Origin of the sequence: Minwuia sp., from assembly GCF_048007105.1 — a bacterium.
Lineage (GTDB): Bacteria > Pseudomonadota > Alphaproteobacteria > Minwuiales > Minwuiaceae > Minwuia.
The window spans coordinates 4,561,975-4,581,567 of sequence record NZ_CP180352.1; the positions used below are offsets into that span (position 1 = coordinate 4,561,975).

Annotated in this window: 12 protein-coding genes; 8 read left to right on the plus strand and 4 right to left on the minus strand. The window is 67.5% G+C overall.

The window, feature by feature from the left end:
* Positions 1-59: 59 nt before the first annotated feature.
* Together ACMVY4_RS22155 and ACMVY4_RS22160 are read left to right on the plus strand one after the other, a co-directional pair.
* Entirely contained in the window at positions 60-1,406 is a 1,347-nt protein-coding gene (locus ACMVY4_RS22155; RefSeq protein WP_416898109.1) for a M16 family metallopeptidase, read from the plus strand.
* A complete protein-coding gene (locus ACMVY4_RS22160; protein WP_416898110.1) occupies positions 1,406-2,767 on the plus strand; it encodes a M16 family metallopeptidase in 1,362 nt (453 codons plus the stop codon). Before ACMVY4_RS22155 ends, ACMVY4_RS22160 begins: the two co-directional genes overlap by 1 nt.
* Positions 2,768-2,782: 15 nt before the next feature.
* Here ACMVY4_RS22160 and ACMVY4_RS22165 read toward each other — a convergent pair whose 3' ends face one another.
* Positions 2,783-4,786 carry a hypothetical protein gene (locus ACMVY4_RS22165; protein WP_416898111.1) on the minus strand — a complete coding sequence of 668 codons (2,004 nt, stop codon included), beginning with the start codon at positions 4,784-4,786 and terminating at the stop codon, positions 2,783-2,785.
* Positions 4,787-5,007: 221 nt separating this feature from the next.
* Between ACMVY4_RS22165 and ACMVY4_RS22170 the strand changes: the two genes are divergently transcribed.
* The 6 genes from ACMVY4_RS22170 to ACMVY4_RS22195 all read left to right on the plus strand — a co-directional run bounded on the left by ACMVY4_RS22170 (position 5,008) and on the right by ACMVY4_RS22195 (position 15,007).
* Entirely contained in the window at positions 5,008-6,669 is a 1,662-nt protein-coding gene (locus ACMVY4_RS22170; protein WP_416898112.1) for an AMP-binding protein, read from the plus strand.
* Positions 6,670-6,691: 22 nt separating this feature from the next.
* Positions 6,692-6,910: an acyl carrier protein gene (locus ACMVY4_RS22175; RefSeq protein WP_416898113.1), complete on the plus strand. Its 219-nt coding sequence runs from the start codon at positions 6,692-6,694 to the stop codon at positions 6,908-6,910.
* Between the two features lie 157 nt (positions 6,911-7,067).
* Positions 7,068-7,859, plus strand: a complete 792-nt coding sequence (locus tag ACMVY4_RS22180; protein ID WP_416898114.1) for a hypothetical protein — start codon at positions 7,068-7,070, stop codon at positions 7,857-7,859.
* A 5-nt stretch (positions 7,860-7,864) separates the two neighbouring features.
* Entirely contained in the window at positions 7,865-9,190 is a 1,326-nt protein-coding gene (locus tag ACMVY4_RS22185) for a tetratricopeptide repeat protein (RefSeq protein ID WP_416898115.1), read from the plus strand.
* A 100-nt stretch (positions 9,191-9,290) separates the two neighbouring features.
* Entirely contained in the window at positions 9,291-11,183 is a 1,893-nt protein-coding gene (gene asnB, locus ACMVY4_RS22190) for an asparagine synthase (glutamine-hydrolyzing) (protein ID WP_416898116.1), read from the plus strand.
* Positions 11,180-15,007: a glycosyltransferase gene (locus ACMVY4_RS22195; protein ID WP_416898117.1), complete on the plus strand. Its 3,828-nt coding sequence runs from the start codon at positions 11,180-11,182 to the stop codon at positions 15,005-15,007. The genes asnB and ACMVY4_RS22195 overlap by 4 nt, the downstream gene beginning before the upstream one ends.
* Here ACMVY4_RS22195 and ACMVY4_RS22200 read toward each other — a convergent pair.
* The 3 genes from ACMVY4_RS22200 to ACMVY4_RS22210 all read right to left on the minus strand — a co-directional run bounded on the left by ACMVY4_RS22200 (position 15,004) and on the right by ACMVY4_RS22210 (position 19,587).
* Positions 15,004-16,596, minus strand: coding sequence for a thiamine pyrophosphate-binding protein (locus ACMVY4_RS22200; RefSeq protein ID WP_416898118.1), 1,593 nt, complete (start codon positions 16,594-16,596; stop codon positions 15,004-15,006). The genes ACMVY4_RS22195 and ACMVY4_RS22200 overlap by 4 nt on opposite strands.
* 69 nt (positions 16,597-16,665) lie before the next feature.
* Positions 16,666-17,610: a cyclase family protein gene (locus ACMVY4_RS22205; protein ID WP_416898119.1), complete on the minus strand. Its 945-nt coding sequence runs from the start codon at positions 17,608-17,610 to the stop codon at positions 16,666-16,668.
* A gap of 129 nt (positions 17,611-17,739) precedes the next feature.
* Entirely contained in the window at positions 17,740-19,587 is a 1,848-nt protein-coding gene (locus ACMVY4_RS22210) for a bifunctional riboflavin kinase/FAD synthetase (RefSeq protein WP_416898120.1), read from the minus strand.
* Positions 19,588-19,593: the final 6 nt, after the last annotated feature.

The window sequence follows — 19,593 nt, forward strand, 5'->3', positions numbered from 1 at the left end:
GACTTGCCGCAGGGCTCAAGGTCGCCCAAATGCATTTCGAGTCATTCCAGAAACCGGAGATGGTCTTGGCACGGATCCTCTTTGCCCTCGCTGTCGTCTGCGCTCTGACGCTGTTCCAGAACCGCGCCGACGCAGGGCTTTTCAATCCCGAGAGCTTCACCCTCGACAACGGCATGCAGGTCGTCGTCATTCCCGATCACCGCGCGCCCGTGGTCGTGCACATGGTCTGGTACAAGGTCGGCGCTGCGGACGAACCGCCCGGCAAGTCGGGAATCGCCCATTTCCTGGAACATCTGATGTTCAAGGGCACCGACAACATTCCGCCCGGCGAGTTCTCCAAGATCGTCGCCGCGAATGGCGGACGCGACAACGCCTTCACCTCGCAGGACTACACGGCCTATTTCCAGACCATCGCACGGGACCGGCTGGAGCTGGTGATGCGGATGGAATCCGACCGGATGGTCAATCTGAAGTTCGGCGAGAAGGACATGCTGACCGAACGGGATGTCGTGCTGTCCGAACGCCGCCAGCGCACGGACTCCACGCCGCAGGGCCAGTTCGGCGAGCAGGTCCAGGCCGCGCTCTATCTCGCGCACCCCTACGGCATCCCGATCATCGGCTGGGAAGAGGAGATCAAGGCCCTCGGCCTGCAGGATGCGCTGGACTTCTACGGCACCTTCTACGCGCCGAACAACGCAATCCTGGTCGTCGCCGGGGACATCACCGCCGAAGAGCTCCGTCCGCTCGCCGAGAAGTATTACGGCGTGATCCCCGCCAATCCGGCGGTGAAGCAACGGGACCTGCCGCACGAACCGCCGCACCGCGCCGCTCGCCGCCTGAGCCACAGCGATCCCCGCGTCGCCGAAGCCAGCTGGCAGCGCATGTATGTCGCCGACAGCGCAAACTGGGGCGACCCGGAACGGATGGTCGGCCTGCAACTGCTGTCTGACATCCTCGGCGCGGGCAGCACCAGCCGCCTGAGCCGCGAACTGGTGGTCGGGCAGAAGCTGGCCGTCAATGCAGGGGCCTGGTATTCGGGCGTCTCGCGCGGGCCGGGCTCCTTCGGCATCTACGCGACGCCGGCGCGCGATGTGGACCTGCAGGCGCTTGAGAGCGCCATCGACGCGGAAATCGTCCGTATCGTCCGAGAGGGCGTGACCGAGACCGAGCTGGAACGGGCGAAGACCGGTCTGCTGGCCGATGCGGTCTATATGCGCGACAGCCTCTTCAGCGGCGCCCGGATCTTCGGCAGCGCCATGGTGAGCGGCGTCAGCGTCGAGCAGATCGAGAGCTGGCCCGACCGTGTCCGCGCCGCGACCGCCGAAGACGTCCGAAAGGCTGCGGAAGCCGTGTTCCGCGCCGAACGCTCCGTCACCGCCACCCTGACGCCGAAGGAGCAGTCCTGATGCGAAACGCGTTGTTCCTGTATGCGCAGCTGCTCGCCGCGCTGGCGGTCGTCCTGTCCGTCGCCGTCTCCGGCGCCCGGGCCGAAACCGGATCCGGTGAGGACATTGTCGAGGTCCGCACGGACAGCGGCATCGTCGCCTGGCTGAAGCAGGAACCGTCGATCCCGATGATCGCCGTCAGCGCCATGTGGCGCGGCGCAGGCGCGGTCGCCGACCCCGCCGACAAGGCGGGGCGGGCGAACCTGCTTGCCGCGACGCTCGACGAGGGCGCGGGCGACATGGATTCCCAGGCCTTCCAGCAGCGCCTCGACGACCATGGCATCCGGCTCAGCTTCGAGGCCGGGCGGGACAGTCTGAACATGACTCTGCAGACGCTGACCGAGAACGCCGGCGAGGCGTTCGGCATGGCCGGCCTCGCGCTGTCGGAGCCCCGCTTCGATGCAGAGGCGCTGGACCGCATGCGCGCGCAGATCCAGAGCAGCATCGCCCGCAGCCTGCAGAACCCGAACGCGATCGCCGGCCAGGCGTTTTCGGCGCTCGCCTTCGGCGACGACCGCTACAGCCAGCCGACCGACGGCACCCCCGAAACCGTCGCCGCATTGGCGGCAGAGGATCTCCGCAGCCACATGGCCACGACGGTCGGCCGCGAGAACCTGATCATCGGCGTCGTCGGCGATATCACGCCCGAAGCGCTCAAGCCGCTTCTCGAGACCGCATTCGGCAAACTGCCGGCCATTGGCGGCATTCCTGAACTCGGCGAAGCCTCGTTCAACGCAACGGGTGTCGAGAAATACATCGACTATGAAGGCCCGCAGACTGTCCTGGTGTTCGGCACCCCCGGAATCGTACGTACCGATCCCGACTTCGACGCCGCGCGCGTCATGAACCATATCCTGGGCGGCGGCGGCTTCAGCAGCCTGCTGACCGAGGAGATCCGGGAGAAGCGGGGCCTGACCTACGGCGTCTACAGCTATCTCAGGCCGCTGGACCGCGGCGGCGCCTGGCTGGGCGGACTGTCGACGAGCAACGAGAAGGCCGCCGAGGCGCTGACCGTCCTGAAGACCACCATCGCCGAATACCGCGACATCGGACCGGACGAGGAACAGCTGGCAAAGGCGAAGGCCAACATCAATGGCGCCTTCCCGCTGCGTTTCGCCTCCAACAGCGCCATTGCCGAGTTGCTGGTCGCGATCCAGCGTTACGATCTCGGCCGCGACTACATGGCCCGCCGGCCGGAGCGCATCGATGCCGTCACCGTCGACGACATCAAGCGGGTGGCGAACCGGATCCTGAATCTGGACGCGATGATCGTGGTCGGCGTCGGGCAGCCGAAGGGACTGCGGACCACGCCGACAGAATAGGCGGCGTGGCCGGCGTCAGCCGGCCAGCTTCTTCAGCCGGGCATAGATCTCGGCCGCATCGCGGTACCCGCCGATCAGCGTCCTGTCCGCGGGTTCGCAGTCGGCAGCTTCCGGCATCGCGTCCGGTGCAATCTCGTCCAGGCTCAGTCCGAAGACATGATCGGCCAGCGCCGGCGTGCCGGCATCCGACAGGCCGAGCCGCCGGCGCAGCGCGGCCGCGATGTCGCGCGGCGCGGCGTCGAAGGCGTCGAGGTCCACGGCGACGACGTCACCCTCGGCCGGAAAATCGGACAGGGCCGAGACGTAGATGCGGCTCCAGCCCTGCAGGAACCTGTGCAATTGCGGCGGCTTGCGGCCAGAGCGGGAATAGGCATCGAGCGTCATGGCCCACGCCTTTTCCGGCGAGCGGAAGGCGATCACGCAGTCGCAGGCGCAGAGCGGGTCTAGCCCACGGGCAATCTGCGGACTGTTGTCGCTGGAAATGATGACGCGGCAGCCGGCCCTGGCCGCAAGCGCGCCGTACCAGTCGGCGGGTGACTCGTCCGAAAGCGACTTCCGGAACTCGAGATCGAAACAGCTGCAATCCGGCGTGCGGCAGGTCTGACAGGACGCGAACTTGCGCTCTCCGTCTTCGCCCTGAACGCCCTGACCGGCGATCCACACCGACTCGCCGATGAACATCGCGTCGCCGCCGGCAGCCAGCATGGCGCCGAGCCGCCCGCTGCCCTGTCCCGGAAGGCCGAGCATGGCGACGTGACGCCGGCCCTGACGGTCGGGACGTTCGCCTTCGGCGGCGGCCGCCGTCTGGGCGATGCGCTCCATCCGCGCGCGCACCCCGGCATTGTCCGGCGCGAGTTCGGCGGCGCGGGCCACCGTGGCCACTGCCTCCGCCATCTCGCCTTCGCGGAACAGCGCCTCGGCCAGACCGTCCAGCATCGAAGGCTGGTCCGGCTGCAGTTCCAGAGAGTGCCGGAAGGCCAGAGCCGCCTGACGGTTGTCGTGATAATGCAGCCGCAGCCGCGCCACGATCGACCAGAGACCGGCATTGTCCGGGTCGATCTCGATGGCCGCGTCACAGACGTCGAGCCCCTGCCGCCCGCGTCCCGCAGCCAGTGCGAGGCGGGCGTAGGACGACGCCGCACGCGCCGTGTTGCGGGCGCCTGACACGTACTCGATCAGGCTGCCGGCGACGCGCTGCGCGATCTCCTCCTGGATCGTCAGGCACTCGTTCATCTGCCCCAGATCGCCTTCGGCTTCTGCAAGCACGCCGGCCGAAGCGACCGCCGTGAACAGGTTCTCCAACTCCGCTATGGCCAGCGGCCGGTAACGCCCGTCGGTGCTGTCCGACTGGCGGAGAAGACGGAACAGGGTCAGCAGCGCGGGGCGGAAGCGCTCACAACCGATCTCCGCCCTTGCCAGATTGAGCTGCGTGTTCTGCGAGGACTCGTCCAGGTCGACGGCCTTGCGGAGCGCCACGAGAGCGTCATGGCTGTCACCCGACCGCAGCAGGATCCGGCCGCGCACCTGCCAACCCTCGGCCGAACCCGGCGCGACCCGGGTCAGAATGCCCGACAGCCTCAGCGCGGTCACGTCGTCCTTCGCGTCCAGTGAGTTGCGCATGCCGAGAGTGAGATCGCGCGCCAGCCGGACGGAAAGCGCCTCGCAGCGTTCGGCGTCTGCGCCAAGCCTGTCCGCAAGGGCCAGCGACGAGGCGGCCTTGTCCACGGCCCCGGCGTCCGCATGCGTCTCGGCTGCGGCAAGACATCGCCCGGCCAGCGCACTTGCAGCAGCACTTTCCCGGCCAAGACTGTCCAGAGCCGCAGCAAGATCGCGAACCGCGGCCACGATGCCATCGTCGTCCTTGCCTTCGGACAAGGCATCCAGCGCGAGTGTAACGAGTTCCCTGTCGGAAAGGCAGAGGGCGATGAGCGCTTCGGCTTCACCGCGGGGCAGTTGCTCTTCCGTCTCCGCCGGTGCGCCCTCACCAGCTTCGACGGCCAACGCAAGTTCAGTCGTCATTATGTTCGTCCGATCAACGTGATACGCCGACCCGCGGGGTCAAGACGCCCGGCCTCTTCCGTAGCGGGGACCGGGCAACTTGCGGGACGGCGACGAACCTATGTGTATGTGACTTATCACCATAGGCGCGACGAAGGCTAGAACGAACCGGACAACATGCGGTAATCCCCACACTTGGTGCAGAAAATCCGGAACGCAGCCTGCGAACCCCGACGAGGATCATGACCAACAGATTGACAGACACCCTGTTGCGGCATTTCGCGGACAGGCCGGCGGATAGGGCGGCCTCCTTCGTCACGGCGGGCGGACGCACCGATCTCTCGTTCGGCGATGTCGCCGCCGACTGCCGGCGCTTCGCGGCTGCCTATAACGAGCGGATTGCCGGATCAGGCGGCACGGTGCTGATCTTTCTTCGCCACGTTCCCGAACTCTACGGCAGTTTCTATGGCGCGATGCTGGCGGGGCACGTCCCCTCGCTGATGCCGTGCACCTCGCCGCGGCAGGACCCGAAGCTCTACTGGCAGTCGCACAACAAGCTGCTGGCGCGCATTCGTCCGGCCGCGATCGTCGCCGACCGCGCAACCTTCGCCGAGATGGCGGCAGCCGGCCTGGAGACCGGCGAGGCGGCCCTGATCGAGGTCGAGACGGTTGGCGCCCGCGGCACCGATGCCGCATTCGCGCCGCGCGGCGTCGACGAGGTGGCGCTGCTGCAGCACAGCTCGGGCACGACGGGGCTGAAGAAGGGCGTGCGCCTGAGCTACGACGCGATCCTGCGTCATGTCGACAGCTACGCCGCGGCCCTGAAGGCCGATGGCGAGGACCGCGTCGTGTCCTGGCTGCCGCTCTATCACGACATGGGACTGATCGCCTGCATGGTGACGCCGATCGTGCTGGGACTGCCGGTCACCCACATCGACCCGTTTCACTGGCTGACCCGGCCGGGAATGCTGCTGAGCCTGCTGACCGAGGAGCGCGGCACGCTCTGCTGGCTGCCGAATTTCGCGTTCGAGCATCTGGCGCTGACGGCGGGGCGGCATGCCGCCGGTTACGATCTCGGCCATGTACGCGCCTTCGTGAACTGCTCCGAACCCTGCAAGCCCGGCACCTTCGACCGGTTCGCCGCCGCGTTCCAGCCAGCAGGCGTACGGCAGGACCAGCTGCAGTGCTGCTATGCCATGGCCGAGACGGTGTTTGCGGTATCGCAGACGCCGATGGGGCAGCCGCCGCAGCGGCTGTCGCTCGATGCAGACCGGCTGCGGACGGATGCCAGGGCGGAACCCGCGGGCGACGGCGCGCAGGTGCTGGAGGTCATCGAGTCGGGCGTGGTGCTGGACGGTCTGTCGGTGGAAATCCGCGATGCCACCCGAAAGGCCCTGCCCGAACGCCAGGTCGGCGAGATCGCCATCGCCGGAACCTACCTGTTCGACGGCTACAACGAGGAGCCCGAAAGGACGGCCGAGCGGCTCGAAGGAGGCTATTACCACACCGGCGACCGCGGCTTCATGGTGGACGGTCGGCTCTACGTCCTCGGCCGCAACGACGACTTGATGATCATCAACGGCCGCAATATCTACGCCCACGAGGCGGAAGCCGAACTGGCAGGAATCGAAGGGCTGAAACCCGGTCGTTCCGTGGTTCTCGCGCATGAGGACCCCAAGGTCGGCTCCCAGGTCATGATCGTCATCGCCGAACGGGAGGTCGGCACCGGACGGGCGGACGCCGATGTCCGCCGCGATGTCAGCGACAGGTTGTTCTCGATCTTCCAGGTGATGCCGCGCGCGGTGGAACTGGTCGATCAGGGATGGCTGATCAAGACCACCAGCGGCAAGATTGGGCGCGCCGCGAATCTCCAGAAATTTCTCGATCGCCCCGGAAAGGTTTGAGCCGTTGACTGCCGAAGAATGGATGAACCACGTGACCGCCGCCATCGCCGAGGAAACCGGGGCGGCTGCGGACAGCATCGGCCCCGGCACGACCGCCGCGGACGTGCCCGGCTGGGACTCGCTGGCCCATGTCCGCATCATGATGAACATCGAGGCCCGGGCCGGCGCCGCCGTCGATATCGACGCCAGCTACACGGTCGAGACCGTCGGCGAACTGGTGGAACTGCTATCCGGCTCGTGATGGCGGGCAACTTCCGATTGGCACGCTTCTCGCGTATTCTGAGCAATCGTGAACCGGGAATCGCAAGATGTTACTTGCTCGTACCAGTGTCGGAGGCCCAAGCGCCGCGGAGCCGAAAAGCTTCGCTGTGATAGGGACTTGCCGGGTTCACAACCCGATGCGGGTGCTTCTGGAGAACGGCCGGGCGGAACTCGTCTGGCGTGAGTACAACGCCTTCACACACGGCCCGCAGGAAGCGCAGCAATATCTCGAATTCGCGCGCGGCGATATCTGCGTTCCGGACGTCTTCGCTCCCTACATCTTCCGCACGGATACGTCGCCGCGCGTCAACGGGACCCTGCACGAGGCGCTGTCGAAGGCGGACTTCCTGATCGTGGAGGCCTGCTCGTTCTCCCGCCTCGTCTGCGGCATGTACGAGTTCCAGCAGAACTACTTCTCCGAGAACTTCATCCGCCGCGGGGGTGTCGACTTCCTCAACTGGTGGCGCGACGTGACCCAGCGCAATCCCGATGTGCATCTCAGCGCAGAGGAGCTTGTTGCAAAGCGCGGCGATGACCTGCGGCCCCATGAGGAAGAGATCATCCGCACCCTGCGTTTCGAGGAGCAGTCGGACGAGGCCTTCCGCGAGGCCGTCCACGATCTGGTGGAAAGCGCTGGCGTGCCGGTGATGCTTGTGTCGCATTTCAGCTTCGACGATCAGGACAACGCCATTTCCGCGCTGCGTGCGCGCAACCGCCGTCTTGTCGAGGAGACCGCCGCCGAGACCGGCAGCGCCTTCTTCGATCCGAGCCCCTGGCTCGCCGAATACGGGCGCGAGGCCGCGCTGAAGAACCAGGGCCGGGATCTCTATCATTACTCGCCGGAATTCGACGCGGTCATCGCCGACCGGCTGATGGACGCCATCGGCAACTGGCCGGCGGCCGAGAGCAAACGCGCGGCGGCGGGCTGATCCAGATGTCGGAAGCCCATATCCTCGAAACCGGCGAACAGGTCGCCGCCCTTCGCGACGAGGCGCGCGCACTTGTCGAGGAAGGACGCGACGCACAGGCCGATGTGCGCTGGCGCGCCCTGCTCGAGCTTGCACCGGATGACGGGGAAGCGGCCCGGTGCGTTGCCGCCCGCGCCTGCCAGCAGGGGCTTGGGCCGACGGCACTTGTCTATTTCGTCAGGGCGGCACGGCGTGCTGCGCCGGAGGCTTCCGACCTGCATCTGGGCGCGGCCATTGTCAGCCTGCTGACCGGGGAGCGCCAGAGCGTCGACCCGGCCACATGGCAGCCTGACGATCCGGCATCGTCCATCGCCGAGGCAGCGGCCAATCTGCCGCCCGCCGACCTGTGGCCGGAAGCGCGGAGCGTGCTGCAGTCCGTGGCTGCGGCAGGCGGCGCCGACATGACGGATTGCACCTCGCAACCCGGCGATGCGTTCTCGGACTTTCTGGACGCCGCGCCCGAAGCGGACGCACTGATCGAACGCTGCACCTCGGCGGTGCCGGCGGGCGAGCGCAGCGAAGGTTTCAACGCCGCGCTGGATCGGGCCAGAACCGAACCTTCCGACCCGGAATGCTGGCAAGCCCTCGGCCGCGAACGCCAGGCGCAGGAGGATTTCGACACCGCTGTGGCCTGTTTCCGCAAGGCGGCGTCGATCGACCGGCTCTGCATCCGCTACCGCATGGCCGTGGCCCGGGCGCTCACCGGCGCTGGCCGGTACGATCTGGCCTTTGCCGCCTACAACGGAATCGGCGATCTTCCGGTCCAGGGCCGAACGGACAGCTATCATCTGGAGGAAGCCGCTGCGAACCAGCGCTCGATCCTCAGCAATCTGATCCTGATGACACGGCAGGCCGTTGGCGAACTCGATCCCGATCGCGCCTGGTCGATCTTCGAACTGATCCGGGACAAGGAAGAGGTCCAGGACCGCGAAGGCATCCGCTCGTCGATCCTGCGGTTGTCCATCGATCAGGTGATGCGCGCCCACAAGTCCGACGCCGCGGACACGCTGGAACTGGCGCGCGCACATCTGCGCCGCGACCCCGAAAGCGTCTATGTGCGCCAGGTCCTGGGCCAGACACTGATGGGCCAGGGCCGGCACCGCGAGGCGGCCGACATCTGGGGCAGCCTCACGTCCAGCATGCCCGACAATGCCCGCATGTTCCTGCAGTATGCCAAGTGCCTCGAACGCATCGGCGACGGCGAGGCGGCGCTTGCAGCAGCCCGGCAGGCGCTGAAACTCGACTCCTCGCTGGAGTTCGCCGCGATCATCGAGGCGCGGCTGGCGACCTGACCGCGATAGGCCGATGACCGGCATCACTTGAAATCGGGCCTAAATATGTGACAAGGCCGACGCAGATCGGTCCGGACCCGGCGGCCAGGAGTATTGCCTGATGTGCGGCATCGCAGGAGTTCTCGACTTCAACGGCAGACCGTTGCCCGACGGCGCCCGCGAATGGCTGGGCGACATGCTGGCGGCCATTCATCACCGCGGCCCGGACATGGACGGCATCCATGTCGATGGCGCGGTCGGCCTCGGCCACAAGCGGTTGTCCATCATCGACCTCGACGTGCGCTCCGCGCAGCCCATGCTGGCCGCCGAGGGCCGGTTTCGCCTCGTCTTCAACGGCGAGATCTACAATTTCGAGGAAATCGCGAAGGAACTCGTCGAGGCCGGCCACACGCTCCGGACGACCGGCGACACGGAAATCCTGCTGCTGGGCTTCATGCACTGGGGCCATGCGATACTGGACAAGCTCAGGGGCATGTTCGCCTTCGCGCTCTGGGACGACGTCCGCCAGGAACTCTTCATGGCGCGCGACCGCTTCGGCAAGAAGCCGCTCTACTACCGACAGACGGCCGAGCGGCTTCTGTTCGCGTCGGAGATCAAGGCGATCCTGCGCGCGCCGGGCGTGCCGCGGGAAGCCGTTCCCGAAGTCGTGCACGACTATCTCGGGCTCGGCTACTGCACAGGCGAGCAAACGGCCTTCGCCGGAATCAGGCGCCTGCCGCCGGCGACGGCGATGGTTATTTCGGCGGACGGCCGCAGACGGCAATGGCGCTACTGGGCGCTTCCCGAGATCGACCACTCGCTGGAAGACCGCCCGGTCGAGGATCTGCTGGACGAATTCATGGCGCTGTTCGATGAGTCCGTGGCGCTGCGCATGATTGCGGACGTGCCGATCGGCTGTTTCCTGTCCGGGGGCGTCGACTCCTCGGCGGTCGTCGCGCGGATGGCGCCGAAGATGTCGTCGCGGCTGAAGACCTTCTCGGTCGGCTTCGGCAATATCGGCAATGACGAATTGCAATATGCCGAGGCCGTCGCACGCCGCTACGACACCGAGCACCGCGACTTCCAGATGGATTACGGGCTGATCGACGTCCTGCCGCAGATCATCTGGAACTATGGCGAGCCCTATGCCGACTCCTCGGCGCTGGTGACCTACGCGCTGTCGAAGGAAATCCGCCGCCATGTCACGGTGGCGGTGACCGGGGACGGCGGCGACGAGATCTTCCTGGGCTACTCCCGCTATCTCAGGATGGATCAGAAGGCCCCCACCAATCTGGCGAACCGCCGCGTCGGACCGCAGGCCAGCCGCCTGCGGCTCCGCGACCGCTACGAGCGCATGGTCGGCAAGTTCCGCGACGAGCACCGCATGCGCGGCTATGGACCGGCGCTTCTGCCCTACTGCCTCAATCCGCCGTCGGACTGGCTGGCGGATCTGGACAGCGCGCCCGACGGTGCCGTGGCTGAGCGGGTCGCCCGCATCGACGTCGACACCTACCTGCCGGACGATCTGCTGGTGAAGGCCGACATCGCCACCATGGCGCACAGCCTGGAAGGGCGCAGCCCGTTTCTGGATCACGTTCTGGCCGAATGGGCGGCGCGTCTGCCGCAGTCGAAGCGGATCTACCACCGCCACAACGAGTTGCAGTCCAAGGCGCTGCTGAAGCAGGCGATGGAACCCCATGTCCCCGAGCACTGTCTCTACCGGCGCAAGATGGGTTTCTCGGTGCCGGTCGCGCACTGGATGGCGAATGACATCGCCGATCTGGTCTACGACACGCTGACCGCGACACGGTTCCGCGAGCGCGGCCTGATCGATCCGACCTGGATGCACTCCGTCCTGGACGAACACATCTCCGGCGCCGAGGATCACGGAACCCGGCTCTGGACGCTGCTCTGCCTCGAGCTCTGGTACCAGACCTATATCGACGGCGACGGGCGCGAACCGCTCGGCATTGATGTGCGTGCGCCGGGCCTCTCCGAAGGCAGGGCCGCGTGAAGACACCCCGCATGATGGCGCCGCCGGCGGAGGCGGAGGATGGCGGCGATGCGCCATCGAACCCCGGCCGGAAACGGGAGGTCGATCCGGGCGTGGCCGCCAACCGCGCCGGCGACTGGACGGCTGCGGCCGATATCTGGGGCGCCCGCGCGCTGAGGCGTCCGGAAGACGCCCGCGCCCACGCCAACTACATCCGCGCCCTGCTCCGGCTCGACCGGCAGACCGAGGCTGTGGTCGCCGTCGACTTCGCCCGCACCCACCATCCGGGTCACGAGGACTTCCTGCATCGCCAGATCTGGCTGCTGGACCGCAACGGCATGGACCCGCAATTGCGCAGGCTGTTCGCCGAACCGGCAACCGCCGCGCAAATCCGCAATGCGCCCCGCACTGCCCTGCTGGCCGGACGCGCCTGTTCCCGGATGAACGCGTGGCGCCAGGCCGCATCATTCCTGGGGGCCGCCGCCGACGATGCCGAGACCGGTCTGAGAGCCAACATCTTTCTGGGACGTCAGGCCTACCGCGAAGGCCGATTTGCCGACGCGCAACGGCACTGGCAGGCGGTGATCGACTGGCCGGAAGACGCCCCGCGTCCGGAGGAACCGCACCTTTTCCTGGGCCGGATCGCCTGGCGGCAGGGGCAGCCTGAGACCGCACAGACCCATTTCGACGAGGCGCGGCGGATCGCCCCGGAGTGCGGATCCCAGATCGACGAATGGTTGCCGGACAGGCCCGCGCCCGCGCCGGAACCATCGCGCGATATCGCAGCCGAAGAGGGTCCTCATCCCACCGTGCCGGAAATGGAGCCGGAGCCAGCAGCGCCAGAACCGGCTCAGGATACCGAGCCGGCAGAACCGGAGCCTCTGCCGCCCGAGCCAGAACGCCTGACCGGCTCCGACGCCGCCGAGGCCCGCCGTCTGTTCGACGAAGGCAATCATGCAGAAGCCCTGGAACTGGCCATGGCGTTGCTGGCGGAGGACGACGACGATATCGGGGCGGCCGAAGTCGCCGGCTTCGCCGCCAACCGCGTGCAGGACTGGCCCGCTGCAGCGAAAGCCTGGGGACGGCTGGCCGAGCTTCAGCCGGGGCGCGTCGGACCGATGCTGCAGGCAGCCAGCGCGCGGGAAATGATGGGCGACCGGGAGGCCGCCTCCGCTCTTGCCAAGCGCGTGCTGGAGCTTGAGCCGCGCAACGAGGCCGCTCTTGTACTCGCCGCCCGTCAGCATGCGCGCTCGAACGACGCCGACCGGCTGGCGTCGTTTGCCAGTACGGTCGCAGGGTTTCCGGACGCTGCGCTGCCGGAACGGCTGATCACGACGCTGGCCGACGGCTTCATGTCGCTGGGACGGCGCGAAGAGGCCAGGTTCTGGGTCGAGCGCGGCCTTGGCGCGCATGAGGGATCGCAGCACATCCAGCTGCGCCGGGCGCGGCTGCTCTATGCCGAGCGCGACTTCGCCGGCGCCGCCGAGAGCTGGCACGGCCTGCTCGATGCGCCGGGCACCGTGGTCCGGCCGTTCGAACCGCACGTCTTCCTCGCGCGATGCGCCGCGCAGGAAAACGATTTCGCCACTGCGGCGCGGCACTACGAATCCGCCCTGCAGCTCAACCCGCAGCATCAGGATACGCTGGAGAACCTGGTCATCGCCCTGATGCGCAATGGCGACCTGCGGCGGGCGGACGCCGAGTGCGCCCGGTTGCGGCAGCAGGCGCCGCAGCATGTCCGGGCCTGGGCCACACATGTGCTGCTGGCCTACCGAACCGGGGACGAGGAAGCCGTCGCGGCCCGCTACGACGAGACGATGAAGGCTATCGGCGACGATCCGGCAGCGCTGCTGCAGATCGGCCGGACGATCGAATCCCAACGTGACGACGACCGTGCGCTGGCGCACTGGCGGCAGGCCTGCGGCCGGTTCCCGGACGATCCCGAACTGCGCTACCGGCTGGTGGTGCAGATGTTCAACATGGACATGGACGGCCACACCACGCTCGCCGAGGCCGAACACCTGCTGCTGTCCGCCCCCGACCACGAAGGCGGGCTGTTCTATCTGGCGACGCTGCGGCATCGTCTCGGCCAGCCGGAACTCGCCGGCGAGGCCTTTCGCCGCGGGATGGAACTCTATCCCTCGAACACGGGCTTCTGGATCGGCCACGCCGCCCAGCTGATGACCGCCGACAAGGTCGGCGAAGCCCGGCAACTGCTGGATCAGGCGCGCGCCTTCGCCGACGAGGAGGATCCCTCCGCGCTCGCCGATCTCGCACGGCTTGCCGAGGTCGTCGATCTGCCCGATCAGGCCGAGGATCTGTTCGATCGCGCTATCGGCAAGGCGCCGGAGGATGTCGGACTATGGCGCCGCGCGATCCGGTTCGAGAGCAATCGCGGGGCCTATGGCCGTGCATGGGAACGGGCGGTCGAGGCGCGCAAGCTGAGCAGGGCGGATCCGATGATCGTCGGAACGCTGGTAAACGCGTCCTCGCTGCTGTCCTGCACCTTCCCTGACTGGCGTGGCGAGCCGGACGAGAGGTTCCGCGGCGCGCTGTTCCCCGACGACGTCTTCGCCCGCATTGCCGAACGGCCCTGGCCCCGGCCCGCGGACGAGACAGGGCGGCGGGGCGCGATGATCGTGACCTCGACGCTGGGCAGCGGCGGTTCCGAGCGACAGGTCATGTTCTCGATGGAAGCGCTGCGCCGCGTCGATCACGGCTATGACGACATCCACCTGGTCGCCCGCTCGCTCAACCCGCATCACCGCCATGACTTCTTCCTGCCCCTGGTCGAGGAGTCCGGCTTTCCGGTGATCGACATGGGCTGGCACGACCCGATGGAGCTGATCCGGGACCTGGGCGAGAAGGCCATACCGCACCGGGAGGCGATACGGATCGCCGCCGCCATGCCGCCGGAAGTCCAGGCCATGGCCCTGCCGCTGCTGGCGATCTTCCTGAAACACCGGCCCGAAGTCGTGCATCTGTGGCAGGACACGGTGAACATCGCCGGCGGTCTGGCCGCGCTTCTGGCCGGCGTGCCGCGCATCGTCATGGGTACCCGCTCCACGCGTCCCGACGCCCGCCGGCGGATGCGCCGATATCTCGAACCCGGCTATGCCGCCATGCTGGCGCTGCCGCAGGTGGAGATGGTCAACAATTCAAGGAACGGCGCGCGCGATTACGAGGACTGGCTCGGTCTCGCCGCAGGCAGCGTCGGCGTCATTCACAACGGCTTCGACGTCGAGAAGATCCGCCAGTCGGCGGCCAGCGTGAGCCAGGGCACGATCCGGGAGCAGCTGGGCATTTCCGACGAGGCGCTCGTGCTGGGTGGTGTCATGCGCTTCTCCGAGGAGAAGCGGCCCGGCCTGTTCGTGGAGGCCGCCATCCTGCTGGCGCATCGTCTGCCGGAGGCGCATTTCCTGCTGATCGGCGACGGTCCGCTGCGCCCCGAGCTTATCGAGGGCGTTGCGCGGGCCGGCCTGTCGGAGCGTATTCACCTGCCGGGCGCAAAACGCCCGATCGAACCGTGGATGCGCGAAATGTCGGTTCTGGTGCTGACCTCGCGGATGGAAGGCCTGCCCAACGTGCTGATCGAGGCGCAGATCCTCGGCGTGCCGGTGGCGGCGACGCAGGTCGGCGGCGTACCTGAGACCATGATCCCGGGCGAGACCGGCATCATGGTCGACAGCGGCGAGGCCGGCGCGCTCGCCGACGCACTGGAAGCGCTGGTGTCGGACCGCAGCAAGCTGGACCTGATGGGCCTGGCGGCGACCGAATGGGCCGAACGGTCCTTCAGCCTGGAAGGCATGATCCGGACGACACTGGATCACTACCGCGTCCGCTAGCCCCGCATCGCCTCGAACTGGGCGCCGTAGCCGGACGGGTCGATCCGGATGTCGAGCAGCTTCGGACCCAGATAGGTCTTCAGAAGATCCAGGCTGGGCTGCAGATGATCCAGCCGGTCGACGGTCGCCGCGGGCCAGCCGAAGCCCCGCGAGATCGTCGCGAAATCGAATGTCTCCGACGCCACGCCGGACCTCGGGCGCTGCTGGTTCCGCTGCTTCACGTCGATCAGCGAAAGCGCGGAATCGTTGAGCACGACATAGGTGATGTCGAGGCCCAGTTCGGCCGCCGTCGCCATCTCGCCCAGGCACATCATCGCCCCGCCATCGCCGGTGATCGCCACCACCGGGCGGTCCGGGTCGGCCAGCGCCGAGCCGATGGCGGCGGGAAGCGCATAGCCCATGGTGGAGAGGCCGTTGGACTTCAGCACGCCAACGGGCTCCCGCGCGATCCACTGCGCCAGAGCCGGAATCATGTGAGCCCCGGCATCGCAGCAGAGCCGCGCCGCCTCGCCGGCCGAGACCTGAACGGTATTCACGGCGTCGTCGGGACTCACACCCTCGACCGCCGGATAGGCGACGCGGTTGCGGTAGCTCTTGCGGTGCCCGGCGATGGCGGCGTCCCAGTCCGCGCCGCGGGCGGTCTGCGCCAGTTGCCGCGCCATGGCGTCCAGATCGCCGACAGCCATGATCTCCGGAGCGGGATGCCCGCCCTCGGCGGTCCAGTCCCAGGTCGAGAGCGCCAGCACCGGCGCGTCGTAGAGCCACTTGCCGGGGATCGCCTCCACCGGGTCGTGACCGGCCAGAACGACGATCCCGGCTTCGTGGAGCACGGCTGCCTCGGCAGTGCCGCCGGTGAACTGCGCCACCAGCCGCGGATTGTCGTCGGCAATGGCGCCCTTCGCCTTGTAGGTCGTCAGGCAGGCGGCGTTCAGCGCCGCGGCCAGCGCGCGGACGCCCTCGCCCGCGTGCCGGGACTGGATCCCGGCGATCAGCGCCACCTTCATCGTGCCGTCCAGCATCGCGGCCATGCGCTCGAGTTCCGGCGGCAGGGCGCCCGCCACGCTCTGCGGCGCCGGCACGGCGTCGGCATAGGCCCGGCCCGCCTCGGCTGCGGTCATGTCGACATGCGCCGGTCCGGCCGGATGGCCGGTCATCGCGTCGAGCAACGCCGCGATCTCCTCGCCCGAGGTGGCCGGCGTGATGTAGGCGGCGTGCTTGGCGACCGGCGCGAACATGGCCGTCTGGTCGAACTTCTGATGCCAGCTCGGCCGGTTCGGATCGTCGGGCACGCGGTCGGTGAAGAGCACGACCGGCGCGCGCTCCAGCATGCAGTAGGCCATGCCGTTGACCGCACTCGCCGCGCCGGGGCCGACGCCGGCCAGCGCCGCGCCGGGCGCGCCGGTGATCTCGGCCGTGGCGGCGGCCATGAGCACAGCCGCCGTTTCGCCGCGGGCCATCACGAACTGCACGCCCAGCTTCCCGCAGGCCTCGATCAGGTCGAGGCTGGAGCCGCCGCCCGGCACGCCGAACAGATGCCGCGTCCCGCGCGCATGCAGCGCGGCCACCAGCGCTTCCGCGAATGTTGTCAAGTCTCACCCTCCCCGCAAAGAAGAAGGGGACCCGAAGGTCCCCTTCCCCGGTCTTCGATCAGGTTCCGATTACCACATGGCGACCGGATTGATGATCATCTGCACGGCGCCCTTGATGCGGGCCTGACCGAGCACGAACATGAACTCGTTCACGCCTTCCGCAGCGAGGCGGCCCGTATTCATGGTCTCCAGGATGTAGATGCCGTTCTCCTTCAGCAGGGTGACGTGGCCGTAGAAGACCTTGTCGCCCGGCGCCGGCGGCACGACGTCGACGCCCCAGGTGTCGGCGCCCACGGCCACCGGGTTCTTGCTGGCCAGCCAGACGGCCGCGGCATTGTCGGTGCCCGGCTCACCCGAGACCCAGGCCGTCGGATCGGACGCCAGCTTGGCATCGGTCCAGCCGGTGTGGATCAGGATCACATCGCCGTCCTTGAAGGTGACGCCCTGCGCCTTGGCAGCCGCGTCGAGTTCCTCTCCGGTAATCGCGTCGCCGGCATTCAGCGATTCGACGCCCCGGTGCTTGGCGATATCGATCAGCACGCCGCGCGCGACCAGCGGCGGAATGTTGTGGATGCCCAGCTTGGTGAGGCCGGTCAGGGCAGAGATGTCCTTCGGATCGTTGCAGTTGTAGTAGGTGCCCTCACCGAGGTGACCCAGACCGTCGATCTGCGGGCCGATGCCGAACCAGAGCTGTGCGATGTCGTCGTTGTAGATCGAGTCCCAGCCGAAGTCCTGGCCGAGCGTCCGGCCGTTCTGCTGACCGGGCGAGACGATCTGGAGCATCATCCCGCGCGGCGGGAAGGCCGGCATGTTGGGATCGACGACGATGCCCAGCGGATGGGTCATGCCCTTCTTCACCAGTTTCGTCGCGGCCATGACGCGCTCGGGCGTCACCAGATTGGCGGCGCCGATCTCGTCGTCCGCACCGTATTTGGAGGGCTGGCAGTCCTGCGCGAGCGCAGGGGAAGCGGCGAGCGCCAGGCCGAGGCCCGCGCCGATTAGCAGTTTACGCATTGATATTCCTCCCGAATCTTCGTTCGAAAAGCCGGGTTTCCCCCGACCCCCTGATCCCCTTCTATTACCTGAAGGGTAACGAATGATTGTGGAGAACGCTGCGTAAAGGCAAGTGTAACTGTATTACAATCAAAGCCTTGGCGGCTTCACGCCGACCTGCTTGCAGAGCGCGTCGACCATCGCCGAAAAGTCCTGATCGGAGTATCCGGCTGCCCGCGCGGCCGCGTAGGCCTCGCGGACCGCGGCGCCCACGAACATCGGTATGCCCGCTTCATGCGCGGCCTGCAGCGCCAGGCTGACATCCTTGTGGGCCAGCGCCACACGGAAGCCCGGCGAAGTGTCGCCCTTCAGCACCTTGTTCGGCCAGTTGGTGATCAGATGGCCGTTCGTTGCTGTGGTGCCGTTGATGACATCAATGGTCTTCTGCACGTCCAGCCCCCAGGACTGGGCCAGGGTGATGGCTTCCGCGTCGATCTGGCAGACAGAGATGGCGACCAGATTGTTCACCAGCTTGGTGCGGATGCCCGTCCCCGGCGCGCCGCAATGATGGATCGTGGTGCCCATGCCCTCGATCAGCGGCTTCACCCGACCGAAATCATTGCCGGTCGCGCCGACCATGAACAGCAGTTCGCCCGCGATCGCGTGGGTGACCAGACGTCCGACGGGCGCATCGACGAAGCCGATGCCCGCCTCGGTGAGGGTCCGGTGCAGCTTGTCTGTGGTCGCCGGCGCGATGGTCGACATGTCCATGACGAGTTGATCGGGCCGCCCGTTCTCCAGCACGCCGCCGGGACCCAGCACGGCCGCATCCACGTCGGGCGAGTCCGGCAGCATGGTGAGCACGATGTCGGCCTTCCGCGCGACATCCGCAATGCTGTCCGCCGCCTCGGCGCCCAGCCCGGCGATCTCCGCTGTTTTCGCGGGATCGATATCGTGGACCACAAGATCGTGGCCCTTGCGGATCAGGTTTGCGGCCATCGGGCCGCCCATCGCGCCCAGACCGATGAAGCCGATCTTCTCGCTCATGGCATCTCCTCCCCGGTTTCCGTCAGGATCGCCCGCGCCTTTTCGGCGTCTGCCGCGATCTGCGCCTTCAGCGAGTTCCAGCCCGTCGAATTTCCGCTCGGGCCGGATGAAGTCGATGAAGCGCACCTGCGCGCGCTTGCCGTAGATGTTGCCCTGGAAGTCGAAGACGTTCACTTCAAGCAGCACGTCATTCTTGTTGAAGGTCGGCCGGCGGCCCAGATTGGCCACGCCGTCGCGCCACACGATCTCGCCGTTCTCCGGCCAGCCGATCCGAACGGCGTAAACGCCGAACTGCGGCTCAAGATAGCCGCCCAGCGCGATGTTTGCGGTCGGGAAACCGATGGTGCGGCCGCGCTGATCGCCCTTCCGCACACGCCCGTGCACTTCCCACCAGTGACCAAGCAATCCGGCCGCCCGGCGCGGATCGCCCTGCCAGAGCGCGTCGCGGATGCGGGTGGACGAAACCACCTCCTCGCCTTCGCGGACCGGGTCGATGACAGTGAGTCCGAAGCCGTGCTCGGCAGCGGCTGCCCGCAAATAGTCGACATTGCCGGCGCGCTTGTGTCCGAAGGCGAAATCATAGCCGACGACGACATGGCCGACGCCCAGACGGCGCACCAGCATCTCGCCGACGAAATCCTGGGCCGACATCATCGCAAGCCGGCTGCCGAAGCTGGATACGGCCATCAGGTCGATGCCCGTCTTGCACAGGCTGGCCGCCTTGGCGCGGAAATTGGTCAGTCTGAACGGCGGCGCGTGCCGGGCGAAGAATTCGCGCGGATGCGGCTCGAACGTCAGCACACCGGACGGTGCGCCGATGGCGGTCGCCGCCTGCTGCGCGCGGTTGATCAGCATCCGGTGGCCGTGATGAACGCCGTCGAAATTGCCGATCGCGACCGCGGCGCCGCGAAGATCCGCCGGCGCAGGGCCGGACAGCCGGTGGATGCGCATCGGCGC